Annotated in this window: 19 protein-coding genes; 8 read left to right on the forward strand and 11 right to left on the reverse strand. The window is 67.0% G+C overall.

Annotation, left to right across the window (positions count from 1 at the left end):
* Positions 1-6: 6 nt before the first annotated feature.
* From NXY83_RS03815 to NXY83_RS03840, 6 genes are all read right to left on the reverse strand, one after another.
* On the reverse strand, positions 7-837 hold the full coding sequence (locus tag NXY83_RS03815; RefSeq protein ID WP_258804767.1) for a hypothetical protein: 831 nt from the start codon (positions 835-837) through the stop codon (positions 7-9).
* A 189-nt stretch (positions 838-1,026) separates the two neighbouring features.
* Entirely contained in the window at positions 1,027-2,331 is a 1,305-nt protein-coding gene (gene tgt / locus NXY83_RS03820; RefSeq protein ID WP_258804768.1) for a tRNA guanosine(34) transglycosylase Tgt, read from the reverse strand.
* A gap of 51 nt (positions 2,332-2,382) precedes the next feature.
* Positions 2,383-3,108 carry an SRPBCC family protein gene (locus tag NXY83_RS03825; RefSeq protein WP_258804769.1) on the reverse strand — a complete coding sequence of 242 codons (726 nt, stop codon included), beginning with the start codon at positions 3,106-3,108 and terminating at the stop codon, positions 2,383-2,385.
* A 49-nt stretch (positions 3,109-3,157) separates the two neighbouring features.
* Positions 3,158-4,210: a DUF6707 family protein gene (locus tag NXY83_RS03830; protein WP_258804770.1), complete on the reverse strand. Its 1,053-nt coding sequence runs from the start codon at positions 4,208-4,210 to the stop codon at positions 3,158-3,160.
* 88 nt (positions 4,211-4,298) lie between these two features.
* Positions 4,299-4,838 carry an NUDIX hydrolase family protein gene (locus NXY83_RS03835; RefSeq protein WP_258804771.1) on the reverse strand — a complete coding sequence of 180 codons (540 nt, stop codon included), beginning with the start codon at positions 4,836-4,838 and terminating at the stop codon, positions 4,299-4,301.
* 9 nt (positions 4,839-4,847) lie between these two features.
* Positions 4,848-5,600, reverse strand: a complete 753-nt coding sequence (locus NXY83_RS03840) for a VOC family protein (RefSeq protein ID WP_258804772.1) — start codon at positions 5,598-5,600, stop codon at positions 4,848-4,850.
* 97 nt (positions 5,601-5,697) lie between these two features.
* On the opposite strand from NXY83_RS03840, the gene NXY83_RS03845 reads away from it, so the two are divergent.
* Both NXY83_RS03845 and NXY83_RS03850 read left to right on the forward strand, forming a co-directional pair.
* The gene (locus NXY83_RS03845) at positions 5,698-6,300 is read left to right on the forward strand and encodes a YdeI/OmpD-associated family protein (RefSeq protein WP_258804773.1); all 603 of its coding nucleotides are present in this window, start codon (positions 5,698-5,700) and stop codon (positions 6,298-6,300) included.
* Positions 6,301-6,433: 133 nt separating this feature from the next.
* Positions 6,434-8,425 (forward strand): glycoside hydrolase family 32 protein, encoded by a 1,992-nt coding sequence (locus NXY83_RS03850; protein ID WP_258804774.1) that lies wholly within the window; start codon positions 6,434-6,436, stop codon positions 8,423-8,425.
* Here the strand turns inward: NXY83_RS03850 and NXY83_RS03855 are convergent.
* A complete protein-coding gene (locus NXY83_RS03855) occupies positions 8,400-9,713 on the reverse strand; it encodes a glycoside hydrolase family 76 protein (protein WP_258804775.1) in 1,314 nt (437 codons plus the stop codon). The two genes, NXY83_RS03850 and NXY83_RS03855, sit on opposite strands and share 26 nt — an antisense overlap.
* 136 nt (positions 9,714-9,849) lie before the next feature.
* Here NXY83_RS03855 and NXY83_RS03860 point away from each other — a divergent pair, with 136 nt between their 5' ends.
* Positions 9,850-10,641 (forward strand): SDR family NAD(P)-dependent oxidoreductase, encoded by a 792-nt coding sequence (locus NXY83_RS03860; RefSeq protein ID WP_258804776.1) that lies wholly within the window; start codon positions 9,850-9,852, stop codon positions 10,639-10,641.
* Complete coding sequence (locus tag NXY83_RS03865) at positions 10,638-11,849, forward strand: acyl-CoA dehydrogenase family protein (protein ID WP_258804777.1); 1,212 nt, start codon at positions 10,638-10,640, stop codon at positions 11,847-11,849. The genes NXY83_RS03860 and NXY83_RS03865 overlap by 4 nt, the downstream gene beginning before the upstream one ends.
* A 96-nt stretch (positions 11,850-11,945) precedes the next feature.
* Here the strand turns inward: NXY83_RS03865 and NXY83_RS03870 are convergent, their stop codons facing one another.
* The gene (locus NXY83_RS03870) at positions 11,946-12,782 is read right to left on the reverse strand and encodes a DUF1684 domain-containing protein (protein WP_258804778.1); all 837 of its coding nucleotides are present in this window, start codon (positions 12,780-12,782) and stop codon (positions 11,946-11,948) included.
* Between the two features lie 175 nt (positions 12,783-12,957).
* Here NXY83_RS03870 and NXY83_RS03875 point away from each other — a divergent pair, with 175 nt between their 5' ends.
* From NXY83_RS03875 to NXY83_RS03885, 3 genes are all read left to right on the forward strand, one after another.
* Positions 12,958-13,503, forward strand: a complete 546-nt coding sequence (locus NXY83_RS03875) for a hypothetical protein (RefSeq protein WP_258804779.1) — start codon at positions 12,958-12,960, stop codon at positions 13,501-13,503.
* Positions 13,504-13,616: 113 nt separating this feature from the next.
* Positions 13,617-16,427 carry a phosphoenolpyruvate carboxylase gene (gene ppc / locus NXY83_RS03880; RefSeq protein WP_258804780.1) on the forward strand — a complete coding sequence of 937 codons (2,811 nt, stop codon included), beginning with the start codon at positions 13,617-13,619 and terminating at the stop codon, positions 16,425-16,427.
* A gap of 113 nt (positions 16,428-16,540) precedes the next feature.
* The gene (locus tag NXY83_RS03885) at positions 16,541-16,846 is read left to right on the forward strand and encodes a hypothetical protein (protein WP_258804781.1); all 306 of its coding nucleotides are present in this window, start codon (positions 16,541-16,543) and stop codon (positions 16,844-16,846) included.
* Positions 16,847-16,852: 6 nt separating this feature from the next.
* Here NXY83_RS03885 and NXY83_RS03890 read toward each other — a convergent pair whose 3' ends face one another.
* From NXY83_RS03890 to NXY83_RS03900, 3 genes are all read right to left on the reverse strand, one after another.
* Complete coding sequence (locus NXY83_RS03890) at positions 16,853-17,470, reverse strand: DedA family protein (RefSeq protein WP_258804782.1); 618 nt, start codon at positions 17,468-17,470, stop codon at positions 16,853-16,855.
* A 92-nt stretch (positions 17,471-17,562) separates the two neighbouring features.
* Complete coding sequence (locus NXY83_RS03895) at positions 17,563-18,528, reverse strand: RluA family pseudouridine synthase (protein WP_258806058.1); 966 nt, start codon at positions 18,526-18,528, stop codon at positions 17,563-17,565.
* Between the two features lie 110 nt (positions 18,529-18,638).
* Complete coding sequence (locus tag NXY83_RS03900) at positions 18,639-20,138, reverse strand: PLP-dependent aminotransferase family protein (protein ID WP_258804783.1); 1,500 nt, start codon at positions 20,136-20,138, stop codon at positions 18,639-18,641.
* 61 nt (positions 20,139-20,199) lie between these two features.
* Here NXY83_RS03900 and NXY83_RS03905 point away from each other — a divergent pair, with 61 nt between their 5' ends.
* Positions 20,200-20,820 carry a YczE/YyaS/YitT family protein gene (locus tag NXY83_RS03905; RefSeq protein WP_258804784.1) on the forward strand — a complete coding sequence of 207 codons (621 nt, stop codon included), beginning with the start codon at positions 20,200-20,202 and terminating at the stop codon, positions 20,818-20,820.
* Positions 20,821-20,839: the final 19 nt, after the last annotated feature.

The raw sequence follows: 20,839 nt of genomic DNA on the forward strand, positions 1-20,839 counted from the left end.
GGTTCCCTACGAAGACGACGTCCCGCGACGCCGTGTGGGCAGGGAACCGTCGAAATGGAGACTGGTGCGATCACCACTGGGCACCCCGGTTCGGAGCCCGAAGCACCCGGTACTTGAATTCGGCCTCGTCAAACAGGTCTTTCCATTCCAGGCGGATAAAGGTCCAGCCATCCTCCGTGAGTGCTTTTCGCGCCGGCGTTCCTCAAACAGGACCTCGTTGGTGGGGTGGTAGTCGAAATACTTGGACCTGCCGTCATATTCAAGGGCCACCTTGCGCTTCGGCCACGCGAAGTCCAACCGGTGGCGGCCGATTTGAGTGCGAACCTCGAATTGCGGAACGGGAAGCTCAAGTTTGAACCTTACAAGTAGCTCCCTGGTCAGGGTTTCGCCGGGGGATTCCGCCAGGGGATCCGCAGCAGACAGGACACGGCGCAGGGTTCTGGCTCCGCGCCGGCCGTCGAGGGCTGCAGCCCTGTGCTCCAGGAAATCCCGGTCCGCGCCCAGGCGAAGTGAATGGTCCATGAGTATGAGCGATTGCCGGTAGGGCAGCAGGAGGCAGCTGTCCACTACGGTCCGCTCCAGGCTGGTGGTCCGCAGCCCGCCGACAACTGCTGTGTCATATTCATCCACTCCGGCGGTACGGCAAACAACTTCGCATGCATGACGGTCGTTCGAGGCCCGCACCGGTTGGCTCACGTGGATGCGGCTGTCCACGTTCCAGAGATACACCCCGTGGAGCCGCGCTGCGGAGGTGTGGCTGTAGACGAAGCTGCCGGTCGTCGTCGTGCGTGTTGCGTGGGCGTGGGCCGTCAGGGCGCGCTGGCCGATCCCCGGCAAGACTGGCGGGTGCGCCAAAGGTTTCCGGTCGCAGGGAGGAGCTCTGTAGCCATTGAACAAGCCTCGGCGCCTGGCTGGCAGCCCTCAAGGTGCCGACGTCGGTATGTGCATAATCTGAGTTCGCGGGAGCGCATGCGGGATCGCTGTATAACTCCGGCGATTCCGAAGGCTTCCCGCGAACTCGGCGGATCAGGAGTAGTACTGCCCCAAGGTCTCGGCCTTGAAGTCGAAGAACGTGCCGGACTCGATGGCCAGGCGCGCGTCGTCCACCATCTTCACTACGAACCGCTCGTTGTGGATGGAGATCAAGGTGGCGGACAGCATCTCCTTGGCCTTGAACAGGTGGTGGATGTAGGCGCGTGAGTAATGCGTGCATGTGTAGCAGTCGCATCCCTCCTGCAGGGGCCCGAAGTCGCGCTTGTACTTGGCACCGGACAGGTTGAACCGCCCGAAAGGCGTGTAGAACGCCGAGTTGCGGGCCACCCGGGTGGGGGAGACGCAGTCGAAGGTGTCGGCGCCGTTTTCGATGGCGGTGAAGATGTCGTCCGGCTCGGAAATGCCCAGCAGGTGGCGGGGCTTGTCCTCCGGCAGTTCCTCATTGCACCAGCGGACAATCGTGCCGAGGTTCTCCTTCTCCAGCGCGCCGCCGATGCCGAAGCCGTCAAAAGGCATGGCCCCCAGGTCGCGGCAGGCTTTCCGGCGCAGGTCCTCGTACTGGGCCCCCTGGATCACGCCGAACAGGGCCTGGTACGGCTTTCCCACCCTGGCGGAGGTCAGCCGGAAATGCTCCTCGATGCAGCGCAGCGCCCACAGCCGGGTCCGTTCCAGGGACTCCTCCTGGTAGCCGCGGGAGTTCTGCAGCGTGGTCAGCTCATCGAAGGCGAACATAATGTCCGCGCCGATCCGGTGCTGGACCTGCATGGAGATCTCAGGGGAGAACCGGTGTTTGTCACCGTTGAGGTGGCTCTTGAACCAGACGCCGTCGTCATCGATGTGGGCCAGGCGCTCCTTGCCCGGCGCCACGGCGTCGTCGGGCCCGGAGGCGTCAACGGACTTCATGTCGATGACTTTCTTGAAGCCCGAGCCCAGGCTCATCACCTGGAACCCGCCCGAGTCCGTAAAAGTGGGTCCGGACCAGTTCATGAAGGCCCCCAGCCCGCCGGCCTCATCCAGGACGTCAGCTCCGGGCTGCAGGTACAGGTGGTAGGCGTTGGCCAGCAGAGCCTGCGCGCCCAGGTCCGCCACGGATTCGGGCAGCACGGCTTTGACCGTGGCTTTGGTCCCGACGGCGATGAACGCCGGGGTGCGGATCTGACCGTGCGGGGTGGTGATGGTCCCCGTGCGGCCCAGGAAGTAGCCGCCGTTCCCGGCCACCTGCCCGGCAGACGGCGGGCAGGACTCAGCCAGGCGGGTGCTCACTTTGAAGGAGAACTGGGACTGGTCAGCGCCGGAAGCAGGGTCAGCAGGCAAAGCGGAGGCAGGGTTGGCTGGCACCGTACCAGTGTGCCAGCAATCAGCGCGGCGCCAGGAAACGAACCAGGCCCGTCAGCTGACCGGTTCCGACGTGGGGTAGTTCTCAGACCGCCAGGAGTCCCAGGATGTGCGGATCGCATCAAGCCTGGCGGCGCCCAGGTCATAGGTGGAGGCGATGATCAGGGAGCCCTCACCCTCCTCTCGCACGTCCTTGATGGCAGGATGATCGGCCACCACCAGGAGCCCCTCGCCGTGCTCTGCGTAGCTGTGCACCGTGAGCCCCACCTGGTGGCTGGTCCGGTACCAGACCTTGCCGGAGATTTCCTCGCCGGTGCCCAGGGTCAGCTGATAAGGCTCCCCGGGTGCAGGGAGGTCAGACATTCCGAGCTTCTCAATCGCCGAGCCCGGCCCGGGAAGCTGCAGGAAGAGGGTGTGGCGTTTACCGTGCGGGTGGCGTTCCAGCGCGAAGCGGAGCTGCTGCAGGAACGTCAGCCAGCCCTGGGTGATGTCCTCATCCCAGGCGGCCCACTCCGAGTTGTGGTCCAGGGCCCCCCGCGTCACGCTGACCCGGGTTCCATTGGCTACGGGATGGAGCTCGAAGGTGTCTCCGCCATGGACGGTCAGGCTGGTGTGGTCCGGGGATTCCTCCACGTCGCCGGAGAAGTAGATCTCCTTGATTTCGGCGTCCAGGTCCTCGGCCTGCCAGCCATGCCATTGGGCGACTTTGGACGGTTCACGCAGCATGGTCCAGACCTGCGGCGCGTCGGCGTTGATCACTACGCTGAGATTGTTCGTCATAGCCCCGAATGTACAGCCCAAGGCAGGGCGCCGGGTAGGGGTTATTTGTTCAGGAACGGACGGCCTCAAGCTCGTTGCTGATGCGCCGCTGCAGTTCGCTCATGCCGATGGTTTCGGACCCGCCGTGCGCCCGCAGGAACAGCAGGGATTCCAGCCGCAGCAGGCGCCATTCCCGCTCGGCGTCGTGGTTGGAGTTGTCGATGGCGCGGAAAATTTCCTTGTCGTACAGGTTGGGCTCGTTGAGTGAGCGCTGCCGGACCTTGGCTGCCATCCGGGCCTTGAAAGGGTCCGTTTCCTGGTTCTCGGGGGTCCGGATCAGCTTTTCGTACACCGCTGCCCGCTCATTCTGGCCGTCCTGCCGGCAGATGTAGCTGGCCAGCGCCAGGGAGGCCTCCACGGACGTCCAGCGGCCGGGGTTTCCGTCGTAGGGGAGGACGGTGAGGAGGTCCGCGACAGACAGCGAGGTTTCAGCGTCCTTGAGTGCGATGAACAGTTCGTGTGCGAGGTCGCTGAGGTCCTTGAGGCAGCTTCCGGACTTGAAGTTGACGCCCTTTGCCAGCCGGTCGGTCAGCAGCAGGACACCCACCGCATCCGGATGCGCCTCCGCGGCGGCTTCCACCACGGCTTCCGGGGTACCCTTCGGGGCCGGGATCAGGGCAAGTTCCTCTTCGCTGGGGCCGTTGGCGGCCGGCGGGACGGGAGGAAGGGGAGGCACGACGACGGCGGGCCCACCCGCTGCCGGCGCCGGCGTTTCGCCGGGCTGCTCCCGCGCTGGTTCCGTCAACTGCCCGGCGCCCGGGGACTGGACTGCCTCCGGGGACTGCGCCACCCCCAGCGGCTGGGCAGGTGCCAGCGGAAGGTGCGCGACGTCGTCGGGCGTTCCCTCAACAACTGTCACTGTGCTGCCGACGGCGATGCGCAGTGTTCCGCCGCCGGAAAGGCTGGCGAGCACCAGGGCGGGGGCACCGAAATCGTCCCGTTCAAGCTCCACCTGGTGGACCTCGGCCATCCGTTCACCATCCGGCAGGAGGATGAGGCTTCCGGTGGTCAGGGATCCAGCCTGCTGTTCACGATGGTGCCTGGCGGCTGGTGTTTCGGTCATGGGAGTCCTTAAGTTCTCTTGCGGTCCGCCCTACAGTCTACAAAGGCAGGCACCTGAAATCGGGGACCCCCAGGTTCCCGCGAGGGTGTCAGGAGCCTACGCCGGCGAAGGCCAGCGCCTGGCGGATCAGCCCGCCGCGGCCGCCGGCGAACTCCATCTGGACGCCGGGGCTGAGGACTTCCTCGGGGGTCATCCAGGTCAGTTCCAGGGCGTCCTGGCGGGGCTCGCACTCACCCGTCACCGGGATGACATAGGCCAGGGACACGGCGTGTTGCCGCTCGTCCGTGAAGCCGGTCTGGGACGGTGCCGGGAAGTATTCGGCCACGGTGAAGGGCACCGGGCTGATGGGCAGCTGGGGGAACGCCAGCGGCCCCAGGTCCTTTTCCATGTGCCGCAGCAGGGCCGCCCTGATGGTTTCACGGTAGATGACGCGGCCGGACACCAGGGACCGGATCATGGTCCCGTCCTCGTCGGCCTGCAGCAGGGTGCCCACTTCGTTCACGTACCCCAGGGGGTCCAGCCTGACCGGCACTGCTTCCACGTACACCATGGGCAGCCGCCCGCGCGCCTCAAAGAGGTCTTCTTCGGAGAGCCAGCCGGGATTCGGGTCAGGTGTGCGCACGTTCATGGTTAAGTTCTACCCCATGGGACGGTGCTGCGAGATCCAGACGGTCGCGGGCACGGAGGGCGCGTCGGCCCCGGCTGCGTCCGGGTTGGCAACGTGAAGGGTGCTTCCGAAGGCTTCCTCGGTGAGGCTGACGTCGAACCCGGCTGAGGCGAGGCGGCTCCGCAGCGGTTCCAGCCCGCCGTCGTACTCGAAGCCCAGGCCGGACCGCGGCGGCCCGGACGCGGGCCGCACCAGGAGGACCCCGCCGTTCTTCGCGGTGAAGTCCGCGGTTTCGTCGTTGTCAGGCACCGGCCGCGGCCTGGCCCCGATGTGGCGCAGGGTGCGGGCGGCAGCGTCGGGATCCGGCGTGAACCAGACCCCGACGACGGCCAGGGCCTGGTCGGCGTCGGCGCACTGGGCGCCGTGGGCGGCTTTGTCCGCCAAAAAGCTGAACCCGTCAGGTGCGGTGATCCTGCATGCTTCGCCGTGGTCCGCGGTGACCAGTTCGGCGGTAACCAGGTCCGCGGGCGTGGCCGCGTCGTCCCCGGCGGCGAGGTTGGTGCGGCGGGCGAATTCAGCCAGGTCGCCAACCTCCACGGCCAATGCCGTGGTCCCGTCCTCTGCAGCCCCTTCCGGAACGGCGTGGAGGGCCAGCCGGCCTGCCGCGGAGTCGAAGACGCGCCACCCGCCGTCGCCCTCGGTCAGGATCAGGCCCAGGGCCGCGAGGAGCCGCTGCCAGGAGTCGATCCTGGACGTGAAATGCAGGGGACGGACGCGGAGCATGGGTGTCCTTTGTGTCGGCAAGGGGACGTTATGGCCATCATGCCACGGAGACCGGGCTTCAGGACATGCCCTTGCACTTCAGGGGCAGAATAGGCTCATGGGCATTGAACTCGAGGAACTGCTGGTGCCCGATGCTGCCGCCTGGCGCTCCTGGCTGGAGGCGAACCACAGCACCAGCCCCGGAGTATGGCTGGTCCTGCACAAGAAGGGCGGGCAGGTCACCGAACTTGATTACGCGGCAGCCCTCGACGAAGCCCTCTGCTTCGGTTGGATTGACGGCCAGGCGCGGCGCCGGGATGACGGGAGTTCCTACCAGCGGATGACGCCCCGGGGACCCCGCAGCATCTGGTCGGCCAGGAACGTTACCTACGTGGCGCGGCTGGAGGAAGCGGGAAAAATGGCCGACGCCGGCCGGGCAGCCGTCGAGGCCGCCAAGGCTGACGGACGGTGGGACGCCGCCTATGCCGGGCAGGCGACGGCGGAAGTGCCGGCCGATCTTGCCGCCGCCATTGCTGCGGTTCCGGCAGCCCAGGCGATGTTCGATGTCCTCACCAGGACCAACCGTTACGCCTTGATCTTCCGGACCAACTCGGCCAGGCAGGCCGCCACCCGGGAGCGCAGGATCGCCGGTTTTGTGGAGATGCTGGCACGCGGGGAGACTCCTTATCCCCAGAAAAGGCGTCCGGGGGATGCGTCCTGACCGCGCGCGCGGACGGTAAACAGGCAAAATTGGGTTCCGCCCGTCCAACCGGTAAAGTAGACGGTTCACTTGCGCTGGTGCCGTTCCCCGATCCGGGGGACGGCACTTGTGCGTTCAGCGACGGATTGAAACCATGCCTCGAAATATCCTCGGAAACGTACTCCCCGCACTCAAACGCTTCGCCCCTGGCCGGCACCACCTGCTGTGGGCCGTGGCTGTGGCGGCGGTCCTGGTCCTGGCCGTCTCCCTGGTGGTCACCGGGAACGCACGGCCCGGCGCAGCCACTGCCGCCGGGCGGGTGCTGGATGAGGTGGCGGCGGCCCAAACCGCAGCCAAGGACCGGAGCGGCGGTTATGCCTCGCTCTGGATCAAGGGCAACGATGCCACCCTGGTTGAACGCGGCGGAAACATCCGGGCCGACGGGGCGGAGGACGTCCGCAGCATCGAATGCGGCACCGGCTGGCTGGCCGGGGTGCGGGCTGACGGCAAGGTCTACCTTCGAAGCAACGTTGCCGGCGCTGTGGAGGAGGACCACGCAAAAGTACAGCTTCCGGACTGCATCAGCCCGGAGGCCCGGGACGCCCTGCTCGCCGATCTGGGCAGCCAAAAGACGTGGCCGGAACCGGATGCGGCGCGGCTGGACGTACCGGCAGAGGACCCGGGGTTCCGCCCCGCCTACCACCTCACCCCGGACCAGCGCTGGATGAATGATCCCCAGCGGCCGTTTTTCCTGGACGGGCTGTGGCACTACTACTACCTCTACAACGTGGACTACCCCGAGGGGAACGGCACCGAATGGTTCCACGCCACGAGCACCGACCTGGTGCACTGGAAGAACGAGGGCGTTGCCATTGAGAAGTTCCGCAACGGACTGGGTGACATCGAGACCGGCTCCGCGGTGGTGGACACGGAAGGAACAGCGGGTTTCGGCAGGGGTGCCGTGATCGCGGTCCTCACCCAGCAGCACGAGGGCGTCCAGCGCCAGTCCCTGTTCTATTCCACGGACAACGGCTACAGCTTCCAGAACTACGAACAGAACCCGGTGATGGACAATCCGGGCGCCGAGCACTGGCGTGATCCCCGGATCGTGCGGGACGAGTCCGGCAACCAGTGGCTGATGCTGCTCGCCGAGGGCCACAAGATCGGTTTCTACACCTCTCCGGACCTCAAGCAGTGGACCTACGTCTCGGCTTTCGGACGGGACGGACTGGGCATCCTTGAGTGCCCCGACTTCTTCCAGATGGACGTGGACGGCGATCCCGCCAAACGCACCTGGGTCCTGGCGGCCAGCGCCAACGGCTCGGAGGAGGGACGCACCACCGGCCTGGCGTACTGGACCGGCAGCTGGGACGGCAAGGGCTTCACGCCCGAGGGCAGCCACCAGTGGCTCGACGCCGGCTCCGACTTTTACGCGGCCGTCACCTGGGATGATCCGCGCCTGACGGACGGGCAGCGGAAGGCTTCCCGGCACGCCATCGGCTGGATGAACAACTGGGCCTACGCCCGGCAACTTCCCACCGAAGGCTGGTTCGGTGCAGCCTCGGTGGTGCGGGACATCAGGTTGTCGTCCGACGGCGGCCGGCCGGCCCTCGTGTCCACGCCGACGCCCGCGCTGCAAGCACTGGAGGGGGAGCCGGCCCCGGTGCCCGGCGGTCCATTGGATGGCCTGCCCGCACTGCCGGTGCCGGAGAGCGGTGCGTTCAAGGCCGACATCGAGCTGGAAAAGCCGGCCTCAGGAACAGGGGAAGCCAGGATGCTCCTGCAAAGCGGAGGCAGGACCTACGCCACAGTGGGCTACGACTTCGAAGCCGGCAAGGCGTTCATCGTCCGGGACGGCGATGCTGTTGCCGCGGAACCGGAGCGGGCGGCCGGAGAAGGTAAGCGCACCGGGCCAGACGAGTACCGGCAGCTGCGCGCCGTTGACGCCGCGTCCGGCGGCGACACCGTGCGCCTCACGGTCTATGTTGACCGGTCCTCCGTCGAGGTGTTCGTGGACGGCGGCCGCCGGACGCTGACCTCGCTCGTGTTCCCGCCGGAGGGCAGGAAGGAAGCACGGTTGGCGGCCGGGAGAGGCCCGGTATCGCTCACGGCCGGCACCGTCACGCCCCTCGCGGCGATCCGGTAGGGAGCGGGCCGGAGGGGCCGGAGTTCATAACCGCAGCCGCCTCAAGCGTCATCCATGCCTGCAGTTGGGTGGACAGCTCGACGGCGGTGCCCGGCGGATACGTCTCCTGCGCCGGGTGCCCGGCGTTATGGGAAAAAATGCTTTTGCCCCGCTGGTTTTCCGGTGCCTCCCCGGCGTCCAGGACGCGCCTTCCAGCCCAGAAGGCCTGGGCGGTATCCGTGACCAGCCGCGCGGCGGTGGTGCGGGTTCCTTCGGGAAGCCGGGGATCTGCTGCCGTGAGCGCAAGGTAGCGGCAGAGGATGCCGGTGAACAGGCCGCCGTCGCCCGTCCCGTCACAGCGCAGCACGGTGCCACCGGAAGCGGTACCCGCGTTGCCGCCATGGGCCCTCCTGGCCAAGGCGGGCACGGTCAGCAGCCGGTTCACCCCATCCACCACCTCGGCCACCCGGGCAAGGTTCGCGTCCCCACCAAGCTCCAAAAGAGCGCCCAGTACCGGACCCTGGTTGTAGGTGTACACCGCCCGGTCCACCTGGACCTCCCCGGCGGCATTCAGCCGTACGCCGTCCAGGTAGAGGCCCTGGGCGGGATCGAAGAGGGTCCTGTCCAGCCAATCGACTAGTGCTTGTGCCTTTGCCTGCTGGCCGCTGCGGGCATAGAAGAGTGCCACGGGAGCCGTTGCAGGGGTGTTCTTAAAATCCCGTTTCCTGCTCCAAAAGACGCCGCCACCCATGTGGTCCGTGCTGGCCGCATCGAACTGGAGCGCGAGCGTTTTGCGGACGGCGGCATTGCGCCGGCGTCCCGGTTGCCCCGTTTCCAAAGCCAACGCGTCCAGGCGGAGGGTTGCCAGGGCAAGCCAGGCCATGTCGTCGTAGTAGTTGTTGACGTAGGTGCCTGCGTTGCGCAGCCTGATCCCCGTCAACAGCCGGGAGGCGAGCCTGCCGGCGCCGGGCTTTTGGGGCCGGAAAAGAGGCCCGCTGAATCGTGCCGCGGTCGTTGCCTCCGTTGCCGGTTCCTGCCCGCCACGTTGACGCCTCCCTGTATCCACCAGGCAGTCGACGTAGTGGGCCTGCCACCAGTAGTGCCACGGAACCTGCAGGGCCGCGAGTGAACCCAGCCGCTGCAGCGCCGCCTGCCATTTCAGTGTCGGCTGCCGGGGGTTCCAGGTCACGGCGGCCAGGTGGGTGCCAGGCACGAACAGCAGCTTCCGTCCGAAGAGTGCGGTCACTGATTGTGCGGCGTGGTTGGCACGGTCCTGCCAGACCGGATCAGGGGCGTGGCTGGAGGTCATGGTTTCCACCCTAGCGGGGTGCCCCGGCCTCCCCGGAAGCGGCGGATAGTGCGGGCGGAGTGCATTTCAGTTAACATTCACTAACTGTTACTCCGTGGTCCTGCCGCGGGGACGGGGGCCACATCAAGGAGGATGGATGGACATCACTGGCAGTGTCGCGCTTATCACCGGGGGTGCGTCCGGACTGGGGGCCGCGACCGCCCGGACCCTGTTCGACGCCGGCGCGTCCGTAGTGCTCCTGGACCTTCCGCAATCCGCCGGGTCAGCCCTCGCGGAGGAGTTCAACCGCTCAGCGGACGGAAGGACGGCCGTCTTTGCCCCGGCCGACGTGACCAATGAGGATCAGGTGCAGGCCGCCGTCGACACCGCCTCCGGATTGGGGCCGCTGCGGATCGTGGTGAACTGCGCGGGAATCGCCACCCCCGGAAAGGTGCTGGGGCGTGAGGGAGTGCTGCCCCTCGAGGCATTCAACCGGGTGGTCCAGGTCAATCTCCTGGGAACCTTCAACGTGCTGCGCCTGGCGGCCGCGGCCATGGTGGCCACAGAGCCGGCCATCACTGACCTGGGCGGGCCCGAGCGGGGCGTCATCATCAACACCGCCTCCGTGGCCGCGTTCGAGGGGCAGATCGGGCAGCCGGCCTATGCGGCGTCCAAGGGCGCCGTGGCGGCCATGACCCTGCCCCTTGCCCGGGAGCTGGCCCGCTCGCTGGTCCGGGTGGTCACCATCGCGCCCGGAATCTTCGAAACGCCAATGATGGCGGGCCTGCCCCGGGACGCGCAGGAATCCCTGGGTGCACAGGTGCCGCACCCGTCGCGGCTGGGGAAACCGCAGGAATACGCCAGGCTGGTGGCGCACATTGTGGACAACGCCATGCTGAACGGTGTAACCATCCGCTTGGACGGCGCCATCCGGATGGGGCCGAAATGAGCGCCGCCGGAAGCAAACTGCCGGACCTGCCCGCGGCCGATTTCTTCGCCTACGAATCCCTGCTCAGCCAGCCGGAACGGGACAAGCTTGCCGAACTGCGGGCCTTCCTGGCGGCCGAAATCGCTCCGTATGCGGGGGAGTGGTGGAACAAGGCCGAGTTCCCCGCCCAGATCCTGCCGAAACTGGCCGCCCTGGAACTGAGCACCCCGGCGCAGCGCGGCTACAGCCACCTGTTCGCCGGCCTGGTGATCGCCGAGATGACTCGCGTGGACACTTCCATTGCCACGTTCTTCCTGGTCCACCACGACCTCTTCGTGGAGTCCCTCTACGCCTTCGGCACGCCGGAACAGCAGCAGCGGCTGCTGGCGGACGCCGCCAACCTGCGGATCACCGGCGCCTTCGCCCTCACCGAGCCGAACCACGGCTCGGACGTGGCCGGCGGGATGGAAACGAGAGCCAGGAGGATCTCCTCCGCGACAGGCCGGCCCGACGGCGGCGGGGACGCCTGGGTGCTGAACGGCGCCAAGCGGTGGATCGGCAACGGGACGTTCTGCGACTACATGCTGGTGTGGGCCCGGGACGAGGCTGACGGATCGGTCCGCGGCTTCATTGTGGACGCCACGCTGCCGGGCGTCAGCCGCAGCCGGATCGAGAACAAGATTGCCCTGCGGACAGTACAGAACGCTGACATAGTGTTCGAGGACGTCAGGGTGGCGGAAACAGACCGCTTTGCCGCAATCAGCAGCTTCGAGGACACCAAAGAACTCCTGCGTGGCTCCCGGATCATGGTGGCATGGCAGACGGTGGGCCAGCAGCTGGCGGCGTTCGACGTCGCCCGGCAGTACGCCGTCGAACGGCACCAGTTCGGCCGCCCGCTGGCCCAGTTCCAGCTGATCCAGCAGCAGCTGGTGACCATGCTTGGCAACGCTGTGGCGAGCATGGGAATGATGGCTGGACTTGCCCGGCTGCAGGATTCCGGCGCCGCAGACATGCCCCAGGTGGCCCTGGCCAAGTCGTACCTCAGCGCCCGGATGCGCGAAACCGTGGCGATGGGCCGTTCCATTCTTGGCGGGAACGGCATCCTCACCGATTACCGGATGGCGAGGATCTTCTCCGACGCCGAAGCCATCTACACCTACGAGGGGTCCTTCGAGATCAACACCCTGATTGTTGGCCGCGCCGTCACCGGGGTGTCGGCCATCGCCTGACACCGGCGGGTTGTGCCTGCCTGTACCGGACTTCAGCAGGCTCGACAATCGGTGCCGGGCTCCTCACCGGTGCCGGGCTCCTCACCGGTGCCAGGCTCACTCAGGGGCGAAGGGCAGCTTTTCGCCGGCTTCCACGCGGATGTCCAGGCTGTTGTTCCGTACGGGCATGGGGCAGGTGCCGTAAGGCGTGAAGGCGCTCGGATAATTGATTGCCCGGTTGAAGTCCAGGACCACGGTGGCAGTGCCGTCCGCGTTCGGCCTGGGCCGCGGTGCCGAAAGCTTCCGCCAGTCGTCGGTGGTGTCCCCGTTGGTCTCGTCATGGAAGGTGACAGTGAGGGCGCCGAGCTTCTCCTCCTCGGCCTGGAGGCGGAATTCGTGACGGCTGCCGGGCAGGGTGAACACCACCTCGCCCACTGTCCGATGGATGCCGTCCACCAGCGGGTTGGCCGTGGCGATGGGCACGTCCACCGGCTCCGGGTAGGGCTCAAAGCGCGCCGTTACTTCCCAGTCCGGGTTGTAGGCGTACGTGGGCACGCCGTCGAACTCCGTGAAAACGGGCGAGCTGGAGTCCCTGGTGCGGATTGCATAGCGCCCGCCGCGCATCGCCAGCTCCACCACTACCTGGGCGCCGTCCGCGCCGCCGAACCGCACCCACATCAGGGACTCTTCGCCTGCGAGGACGGCCGTGATGGTGCCGTCCACCGCTTCACCTGTCTGGACCAGCGTCAACCCGTCCGCCGGCACCGCGGTGAGTGCCGCCGTCGTACCGTCCGTGGACCAGAGGCCCGGAACCAGTTCGACGGCGGCGGGGGATGCCTCCAGCCATTGGAAGGAAGTGAGGGTGAGCCAGCCGTGGGGTGCCGCGAGGGCTTTGTTCCGGTTGTCGCGGAAGCGCTGCCAGCGTTCCACCTTGGCTGCTGGGATGGTGGGCATGATTCCTTCCGGTCGGTGCTTGCCCCGGTACAACTGCCGCGGGCCCGGCTTCATTCCGGAGGGCTGGCAAAAACCCGGAGCCGGGATGCTGCTGCCCCTCTGGTTGCGGCTCTACACGGTCCTGCGCACAGCGCACTTTAACATTCAAGGCGGTCCGCGCGGTTGAATAGGTGATGTGGATATCCTTGCGGGAGTAAGCAGTGAGTGGCTCAAGGCGCTCACCTGGATCGCGGCCCTGGCCTGCGGAGTGGCGCTGTTGTTGTGGCGCCCCAAGCGCCCGGATCTTGCGGCGCTCGCCGCCGTCCTCGTTTTTATGGCCGCCAGCGTCGGCGCCGGCATCTACGTCCTGAACCATTTGGCGGATGGGCGCTGGGGCGGTGACAAGGAGGCAAGGCTCCACCCGCCGTCGTTCTCGGAAACGCCGGTAGTGGGGCAGTTCCTGGAACCCCTGGACGGGATGATGGCAGGCGTGGCCGACGGCGTCAACGACTTCGTCGACTTCCGCTCTGCCCTTCCCGTGGCGCTGGACTACTTTGCGGCGGCCGGGTGGGCCTTGGCCGTTCTTGTGCCGCTGGGGCTCGTGGCCGTGACCATCAATGCGGGGCGGGCCCGACGGCGGGATGCGGAGTCCGCCGCCTACCGTACCGAGGTGGCCGAGCTCCGCGCGGAGCTCGAGCGGGTGAAGCGCCATGTTGGTTACCCGGCGGACGACATTTTCTGAGACGGATTGACCCGCGGCCCCGCCCTGCGGGTAGCATCTTTAGCTAGTAACGTGGCTCACAGTATCCAGCGCAGTGTACGAGCCAAGTCCGAAACACTCGAAAGATAGCTTCCATGGCTCACACTGCAGCACACCCCGAAACTGACCTTGCCTCTGAACTGAGGGCAGACGTCCGGCGCGTTTCCACCCTTCTGGGCGAATCACTCGTCCGCCAGCACGGGCCTGAACTCCTGGACCTTGTGGAGCAGGTCCGCCTCCTCACCAAGGAGTCCAAGGAGGCCGCCCGCGGCGGCGCCCATGCCACAGGGCCTTGGAGCGCGCACGACGTCGTTGCCCAGGTCCGCGAACTTCTCGGCTCCTTGCCCATTGAGCAGGCCACGGACCTGGTGCGTGCCTTCGCGTTCTACTTCCACCTCGCCAACGCCGCCGAACAGGTCCACCGCGTCCGCGGGCTGCGGACCCGTGCGGAAAAGGACGGCTGGCTGGCCAAGACCGTAGCTGAGATTGCCGGCCAGGCCGGACCCGCGGTTCTGCAGGAAGTGGTCAACAACCTGGATGTCCGGCCCATCTTCACGGCCCACCCCACGGAAGCCTCCCGCCGCTCGGTGCTGGACAAAATCCGTAAACTCTCGGACGTGCTGGCCCAGCCCACAACAGAGGGCACCACGGCACGCCGCCGCCAGGACCGGCAGCTCGCTGAAATCATCGACCAGATGTGGCAGACCGATGAACTGCGGCAGGTCCGGCCCACGCCTGTGGACGAGGCCCGCAACGCCATCTACTACTTGGGCGGCATCCTGACAGATGCCATGCCGGAGATGCTGACGGAACTGTCCGAACTGCTGGGCGAACACGGAGTCAGCCTGGCGTCCCAGGATGCCCCCATCCGGTTCGGTTCATGGATCGGCGGTGACCGGGACGGCAACCCCAACGTCACCGCGGCGGTTACCCGCGAGATCCTGCAGATCCAGAACCAGCACGCCATCCGCATCAGCATCGGCATGATCGGTGAACTGATCTCCATCCTCTCCAACTCCACCGCGCTCGCCGGTGCGGATCGGGAGCTGCTGGATTCCATCGATGCGGACCTGGAGAAGCTGCCGGGCCTGGACAAGCGGGTCCTGGAACTGAACGCCCAGGAGCCCTACCGGCTGAAACTCACCTGCATCAAGGCCAAGCTCATCAACACGGGAAAGCGTGTTGTTGCAGGGTCCAGCCATGAGCACGGACGTGACTACAGCGGCACCGACGAACTGCTGGCCGACCTTGAGCTGCTGGAACTCTCGCTCCGCAACCACTCGGCATCCCTCGCCGCCGACGGCGCCCTGGCCAGGGTCCGCCGCGCCGTCGCATCCTTCGGCCTGCACCTGGCCACCCTGGACATCCGCGAACACGCCGACCACCACCACGACGCGGTAGGCCAGCTGATGGACCGCATCGGCGGACCGGGCCTGCGGTACGCCGAACTGAGCCGCGGTGAGCGTTTCGAGGTGCTGGGCTCCGAGCTCGCCTCGCGCCGCCCGCTGTCCGGCCACCCGATCAAGCTCGACGGCGCCGCCGACGGCACCTACGACGTCTTCCGGGAAATCCGGCGCGCCCTGCGCACCTACGGGCCGGACGTCATCGAGACCTACATCATCTCCATGACCCGCGGCGCAGACGATGTCCTCGCAGCCGCCGTCCTGGCCCGTGAAGCCGGCCTGGTGAACCTCTTCGGCGAGAAGCCCTACGCCAAGCTCGGGTTTGCGCCGCTGCTGGAAACCGTGGAAGAGCTGCGTGCCTCGGCCGAGATCATCGACCAGCTGCTCTCCGATCCTTCATACCGGGAACTCGTGCGGCTGCGCGGCGATATCCAGGAAGTGATGCTGGGCTACTCGGACTCCAACAAGGAATCCGGCGTAATGACCAGCCAGTGGGAGATCCACAAGACCCAGCGCAAGCTCCGGGACGTGGCCGCCAAGCACGGGGTGCGCGTCCGCCTGTTCCATGGCCGCGGCGGATCCGTGGGCCGCGGCGGCGGACCCACCTACGACGCCATCCTGGCCCAGCCCAACGGCGTCCTGGAAGGTGAAATCAAGTTCACCGAGCAGGGCGAGGTCATCTCGGACAAGTACTCCCTGCCGGAGCTGGCCCGCGAAAACCTCGAGCTGTCCCTGGCCGCCGTGCTGCAGGGATCAGCCCTGCACCGCGACCCCCGCACCTCGGCGGACCAGCGTGAACGCTACGGGCACGTCATGGAGACCATCTCCGATGCCGCCTTTGGCCGCTACCGGAACCTGGTGGACCACCCCGACCTGCCCGCCTACTTCATGGCGTCCACCCCGGTGGAGCAGCTCGGCTCCCTGAACATCGGCTCCCGCCCGTCCAAGCGCCCCGATTCCGGAGCGGGACTCGGCGGCCTCCGTGCCATCCCGTGGGTATTCGGCTGGACCCAGTCCCGCCAGATCGTTCCTGGCTGGTTCGGCGTCGGGTCCGGGCTGAAGGCGGCCCGCGAGGCCGGCAACTCCGCGGAGCTCGTAGAGATGATGGAGCACTGGCACTTCTTCCGCTCCGTGCTGTCCAACGTGGAGATGACCCTTGCCAAGACCGACCTGGACATCGCGGGCTATTACGTGGACACCCTGGTGCCCAAGGAACTGCACCACATCTTCCGGACCATCCGGGAAGAGTACGAGCTGACCGTCGCCGAGGTCCAGAACCTCACCGGAGAGCGCGTGCTCCTGGATGCGCAGCCCACGCTCAAGCGTTCACTCGAAGTCCGTGACCAGTACCTGGACCCCATCAGCTACCTGCAGGTGGAGCTCCTGCGCCGCATCCGTACCGAAAGCGGAAGCATCAGCCCGGCGGAGATCGACGAACGGCTCCAGCGCGCCATGCTCATCACCGTCAACGGCGTGGCGGCGGGCCTGCGCAACACCGGCTAGCCAGACGCTCTCTCACCTTTTGCGGCTTTTCCCCAAACCCTCTGGCGCGGCGTGCCAGAGGGTTTGGGGTTTTGCGGCGAAAGGTGCAAGAGGGTTTGGATAGGGTGGAGGGCATGCCTTCGTTCCAGACCCGCCTGAAGATCACCGGGCTCCGGCCGGGCAACCCGCCGGAGTCGGTCATGGAGGCCGCCGTCGAGGCCCTGGGGACACGCCATCACGTCGAATCGCACCAGCTGCAGATCGCCGGCGGCGTGCCGCAGCTCAACCTGCGCTTCCTCGTGGAGGCGACCGAATACAGCGGCGAGAACCAGCAGGCGCGGGAATCGGCAGCCATGATGCGGGACGCCGTCGAACGCGTTGCCCTCACCGGCTCCCTCAGCGTGCTCCGCCGCAGCCGCGGCCGCTGGGCACCTGTTTAGTGCCTGTCAGCCCAGGGGCCCGGGTTCCTCCACGGGAGACCGGTTGCCGCGGCGCCGGGTGACAATAATTCCGACGACGGCGCCGACAACCAGACCGAGCCCCACCCCGATAAGCGAGCTGGCCCAGAACGGCAGCCCGGTTGCTGAACCTGTGTAGTAGCCCAGGCCCACGAGCCAGCATGCCCACAGCAGGGCGCCCAGCCCCGCGCAGAGGCTGAAGCCGCGGACGGAAACGTTGGCGATGCCGGCCGCGGCCGACGTGGCCAGGCGCCCGCCCGGGATGAACCTGGCACCGATGATTGCGCCGTAGGTGGATGATCGTCCCGCTTTGGCGAGCGCATCGTGGATGCCTTGGTGGACCCGGCGTCCCCACTTCCAGCGGTCGAGTACGTGGCTCAGCCGCTTCCGGAACAGTTGGAAGACCACCATGTCGCCGAGCCAGGACGCCACCGCAGACAGGGCCCCCACCAGGAACACATTGGTCCGGCCATCAGCGGAGAGCGCCCCGCCGGTGATAACCACCATTTCGGATGGGATGGGCGGGAAGATGGCGTCACCGAGGACTACGGGGATGATCCAGAAATAGATCGCAGTCCCCCAGCTGTCAGCGCTGCCGAAGTCCATTGCCACAAGTTACCGCACTTTCGCCGGGCGGGCTTCCGGGTTTTTCTCGCAGGCCGGACGGCCTTTGATTTCAGGCGATCCGCAGTCCGCGCTCAGGGGGCCCGGGACGCCTCGCTGAGTTCCAGGCTGCTGCGGTACTCCACCGGTTGTCCGGAAATGGGATCCATGAAACGGATGCCGCGGGCCAGGAGCTGCAGGGGCCTGGCGTAGTCGTCCGGGGCCTTGTCCAGCAGGTCCGGGTAGAAGGCGTCATTGAGGATGCCCAGTCCCAGGGACGCCATGTGCACCCGCAGTTGGTGCGTCTTGCCGGTATGCGGCTCCAGGCGGTACCGGGCAAGCCGGCCACCGCCGGCCCTGCCTGGGGCACCCGCGGCAGCGCCGCCGTCGAACGTTTCCAGCCGCTCAATCCGGGTTTCGGCGTTGGGCTCGCCTGCGGTCACCTCCGCGAGCAGATAGCTGCGGGACTTGGTCATCCGGTTGCGCACCACCACCGGGAACTCGACGGCGGGATGCCCGGGTGCGGGTTCGGCCGCCGATACGCACTCGTACTCCTTCTGGACCTGCCGCTTTTCGAAGAGCACCTGGTATTTTCCGCGCGTCTGCGGGTTGGTGGAAAAGAGGAGCACCCCGGCTGTCATGCGGTCCAGCCGGTGCATGGGAATGAGGTCCGGCAGGCCGAACTGGTTCCGCAGCCGTACCAGGGCAGACTCCTGGATGTAGGTGCCGCCCGGAGTGGTGGGCAGGAAGTGGGGCTTGTCCACCACCAGCAGATGCCCGTCCTGGTGGAGGATGCTGATGTCCACGGGAATCCGCGTCTCCGGTGGCAGCGTGCGGTAGTACCAAATGAAGGTGTGGTCCTGCAGGGGAGTGCTGCGGTCAAGCCGAATACCGCCCTCACCCACGATCTCGCCGGCGTCAAACCTGTCCTCGATGCCCTGCGGATCGATGTGCCCCCAGCGGTGCATCATGTAGTCCATCGCCGTATCCCACGGGCCCTCTCCGGGGAGGCGCAGGCGGGTGGCGTTGACGCCGTCGCGTACAGGGAGGGGGGATTGCATCACCGGTCCATTCTACCGGGGGCGCATTGCCTGCCGGATCCGATCGGGACCCGGACTCCGGAAATTGGTTCAGCCCGGATTCGGCCATATCCCGGCGCCCCGTGAAAGCTTTACGCGATGGCGACGGCGGGCGCATTCTTGAGGGTGCGCCGGAGCTGGGGGGCGGCATCGAGCCGGTCCTGGGCTGCGCGCAGCGCCAGCACCGCTGCCTCGAGCTGCCCGGGCGGCAGGGTAAACGGCAGGCGGAGGTTGCGTTCAAAGGCGCCGCCGATCCCGAACCGCGGTCCTGCCGCAAGCCTGATGCCATAATCAGGGGCGATGACGGTCAGGGCCGTGCTTGACGGCGCGGGCAGGCGGCACCAGACCGAGAGGCCACCTGCGGGCCGGGTGGTTGTCCACTCCGGCAGATGTTCCCGAAGCAGCTCAAGCAGGGCTGCCCGGTTGTCGCGCAACGCCTGCAGCCGGGCGGGCAACGGCTCCTCCAGTGCCCGGACCAGGTGGGCGGCGGCAAGCTGTTCCATCATCGGGCCGCCCAGGTCCAGGGTGGTCCGTACCGCGGCAAACCGCTGGATCATCCCTTCCGAAGCCCGGATCCACCCGGTCCGGAGACCACCCCAGTGTGATTTGCTGAGCGAGCCGATGGTGACCACGGCGGAACTGAAACCTGCTACCGGAGTGGTGGCGACGCCGTCGAGGTTCAAATCCCTCAGGGTCTCATCCACCACCAGCACCGTTCCCGCCGCTGCCGCGGCACGTGCCAGCCGTCGTCGCTGGGAGTCGGGCATGGCCATGCCGGTGGGGTTGTGGAAGTCCGGCACCACGTAGGCCATCCGGGGGCGTTGCTGGGCCAGGGTCGCCTCCAGGGCCGGCAGGTCCCAGCCCGCCGCCGCGAAGGCGACAGGAACGGGACGGCACCTGGCTGCCCTGATGGCATCCAGCGCGTTGGGGTAGCTGGGGTGCTCCACGAGGACCCGGTCCTGCCGGTCCGCCAGGGTGCGGATTACGATGGTCAGCGCATGCTGGGCTCCGGAGGTGACCATGATTTGCCCAGGGTGGGTTGGCACTCCTTCCGCTGTATAACGGTCCGCGATCGCCTCGCGCAGGGGCAGCAGGCCGATGGCGTCGTATCCGAAGCCCGGCAGCAGCGCAGGAAGTTCGGTGAGTGCTGCAGCGAAGGCCCGGTGCACAACCTCGCCGCTGGCCGGGAGGGCCGAGTACGCAAGGTCAATCAGGCCCTCCGGGGCGGCAAGCCCGGGAGCGGTCATGGACTGGAGCCCCCTTGGTGGTGCCGGGCCCAGGAGCGCCGGTCCGGAAGGGGTGAGTTCGGGAATGCGTGTCCTGCCGCGGCTGCCCTGTCCGCTGCTGAGGAAGCCCTGTTCGCGGAGGCTGGCATAAGCGGCGGTCACAGTGGTCCGGCTGATGCCAAGGGCTTCAGAAAGGGCGCGCTCGCTGGGTACGGCGGTTTCAAGAGGCAGCCGGCCGTCCAGGATGAGGAGGCGCACCACGTCCGCCAGTTCACGGTAGGCAGGAGCCGCCCCGGTGTTCCATGCCCCGAGGAGGCGGGACATCGCTGCTGCGTTCAAGCCTGCGGTGTTCAGGGAGGAGGGCATAGAGCCAGTATCTCAAACTGGCTATTCAATTCAATGCCAGTTGCATGGAACAGTTGTTTCCATGATGACCCGCAGACTGATCCAGCTCTTCTCCGGCCTTGCCATGTACGGCATTTCCCTGGCCCTGTTCATCCGGGCCGGCCTGGGACTGGATCCATGGGACGTCTTCCATCAGGGAGTTGCCAACCGGACGGGCCTGAGCATCGGTGCGGTGGTGATCATTGTGAGCTTCCTGGTGCTGCTCTTGTGGATCCCGCTGCGGCAACGGCCGGGTTTCGGAACCTTGTGCAATGCCGTCCTGGTGGGCGTGTTTGCGGATGTCGGGTTGGCCCTGATCCCGGCCGTGTCCCATCCGGTCGCCCAGTTTGGGATGCTTGCCGGGGCGGTCCTGCTGAACGGCGTCGCCTCGGCCTGCTACATCGGTGCCCGCTTCGGACCGGGAGCGCGGGACGGACTGATGACCGGGCTGGCGCGGCGCACGGGTTGGTCGGTCCGCTTGTCCCGCACCCTCATCGAGATCTCCGTCCTTGCCATCGGCTGGCTGTTGGGCGGTTTGGTGGGCGTAGGAACCGTTGTCTACGCGCTGGCCATCGGACCCTTGGTCCAGCTGCTGCTGCCATGGTTTATGGTTCCCACCGCCGTTCCGCGGCCTGCCGGGAAAGCTCCCGCGCCGGTTCCATGACCCGACGTCGTGGACGCGG

It is taken from the genome of Pseudarthrobacter sp. NS4, assembly GCF_024758005.1.
Classification (GTDB): Bacteria; Actinomycetota; Actinomycetes; order Actinomycetales; family Micrococcaceae; genus Arthrobacter.

What these genes read in the sequence shown, in the direction of transcription:
- NXY83_RS03825 (WP_258804769.1), bottom strand. Translation starts at nt 3,108, where the DNA reads ATGACGAACAATCTCAGCGTAGTGATCAACGCCGACGCGCCGCAGGTC.
- NXY83_RS03830 (WP_258804770.1), bottom strand. Translation starts at nt 4,210, where the DNA reads ATGACCGAAACACCAGCCGCCAGGCACCATCGTGAACAGCAGGCTGGA.
- NXY83_RS03835 (WP_258804771.1), bottom strand. Translation starts at nt 4,838, where the DNA reads ATGAACGTGCGCACACCTGACCCGAATCCCGGCTGGCTCTCCGAAGAA.
- NXY83_RS03840 (WP_258804772.1), bottom strand. Translation starts at nt 5,600, where the DNA reads ATGCTCCGCGTCCGTCCCCTGCATTTCACGTCCAGGATCGACTCCTGG.
- NXY83_RS03845 (WP_258804773.1), top strand. Translation starts at nt 5,698, where the DNA reads ATGGGCATTGAACTCGAGGAACTGCTGGTGCCCGATGCTGCCGCCTGG.
- NXY83_RS03850 (WP_258804774.1), top strand. Translation starts at nt 6,434, where the DNA reads ATGCCTCGAAATATCCTCGGAAACGTACTCCCCGCACTCAAACGCTTC.
- NXY83_RS03855 (WP_258804775.1), bottom strand. Translation starts at nt 9,713, where the DNA reads ATGACCTCCAGCCACGCCCCTGATCCGGTCTGGCAGGACCGTGCCAAC.
- NXY83_RS03860 (WP_258804776.1), top strand. Translation starts at nt 9,850, where the DNA reads ATGGACATCACTGGCAGTGTCGCGCTTATCACCGGGGGTGCGTCCGGA.
- NXY83_RS03865 (WP_258804777.1), top strand. Translation starts at nt 10,638, where the DNA reads ATGAGCGCCGCCGGAAGCAAACTGCCGGACCTGCCCGCGGCCGATTTC.
- NXY83_RS03870 (WP_258804778.1), bottom strand. Translation starts at nt 12,782, where the DNA reads ATGCCCACCATCCCAGCAGCCAAGGTGGAACGCTGGCAGCGCTTCCGC.
- ppc (WP_258804780.1), top strand. Translation starts at nt 13,617, where the DNA reads ATGGCTCACACTGCAGCACACCCCGAAACTGACCTTGCCTCTGAACTG.
- NXY83_RS03885 (WP_258804781.1), top strand. Translation starts at nt 16,541, where the DNA reads ATGCCTTCGTTCCAGACCCGCCTGAAGATCACCGGGCTCCGGCCGGGC.
- NXY83_RS03890 (WP_258804782.1), bottom strand. Translation starts at nt 17,470, where the DNA reads ATGGACTTCGGCAGCGCTGACAGCTGGGGGACTGCGATCTATTTCTGG.
- NXY83_RS03895 (WP_258806058.1), bottom strand. Translation starts at nt 18,528, where the DNA reads ATGCAATCCCCCCTCCCTGTACGCGACGGCGTCAACGCCACCCGCCTG.
- NXY83_RS03900 (WP_258804783.1), bottom strand. Translation starts at nt 20,138, where the DNA reads ATGCCCTCCTCCCTGAACACCGCAGGCTTGAACGCAGCAGCGATGTCC.
- NXY83_RS03905 (WP_258804784.1), top strand. Translation starts at nt 20,200, where the DNA reads ATGATGACCCGCAGACTGATCCAGCTCTTCTCCGGCCTTGCCATGTAC.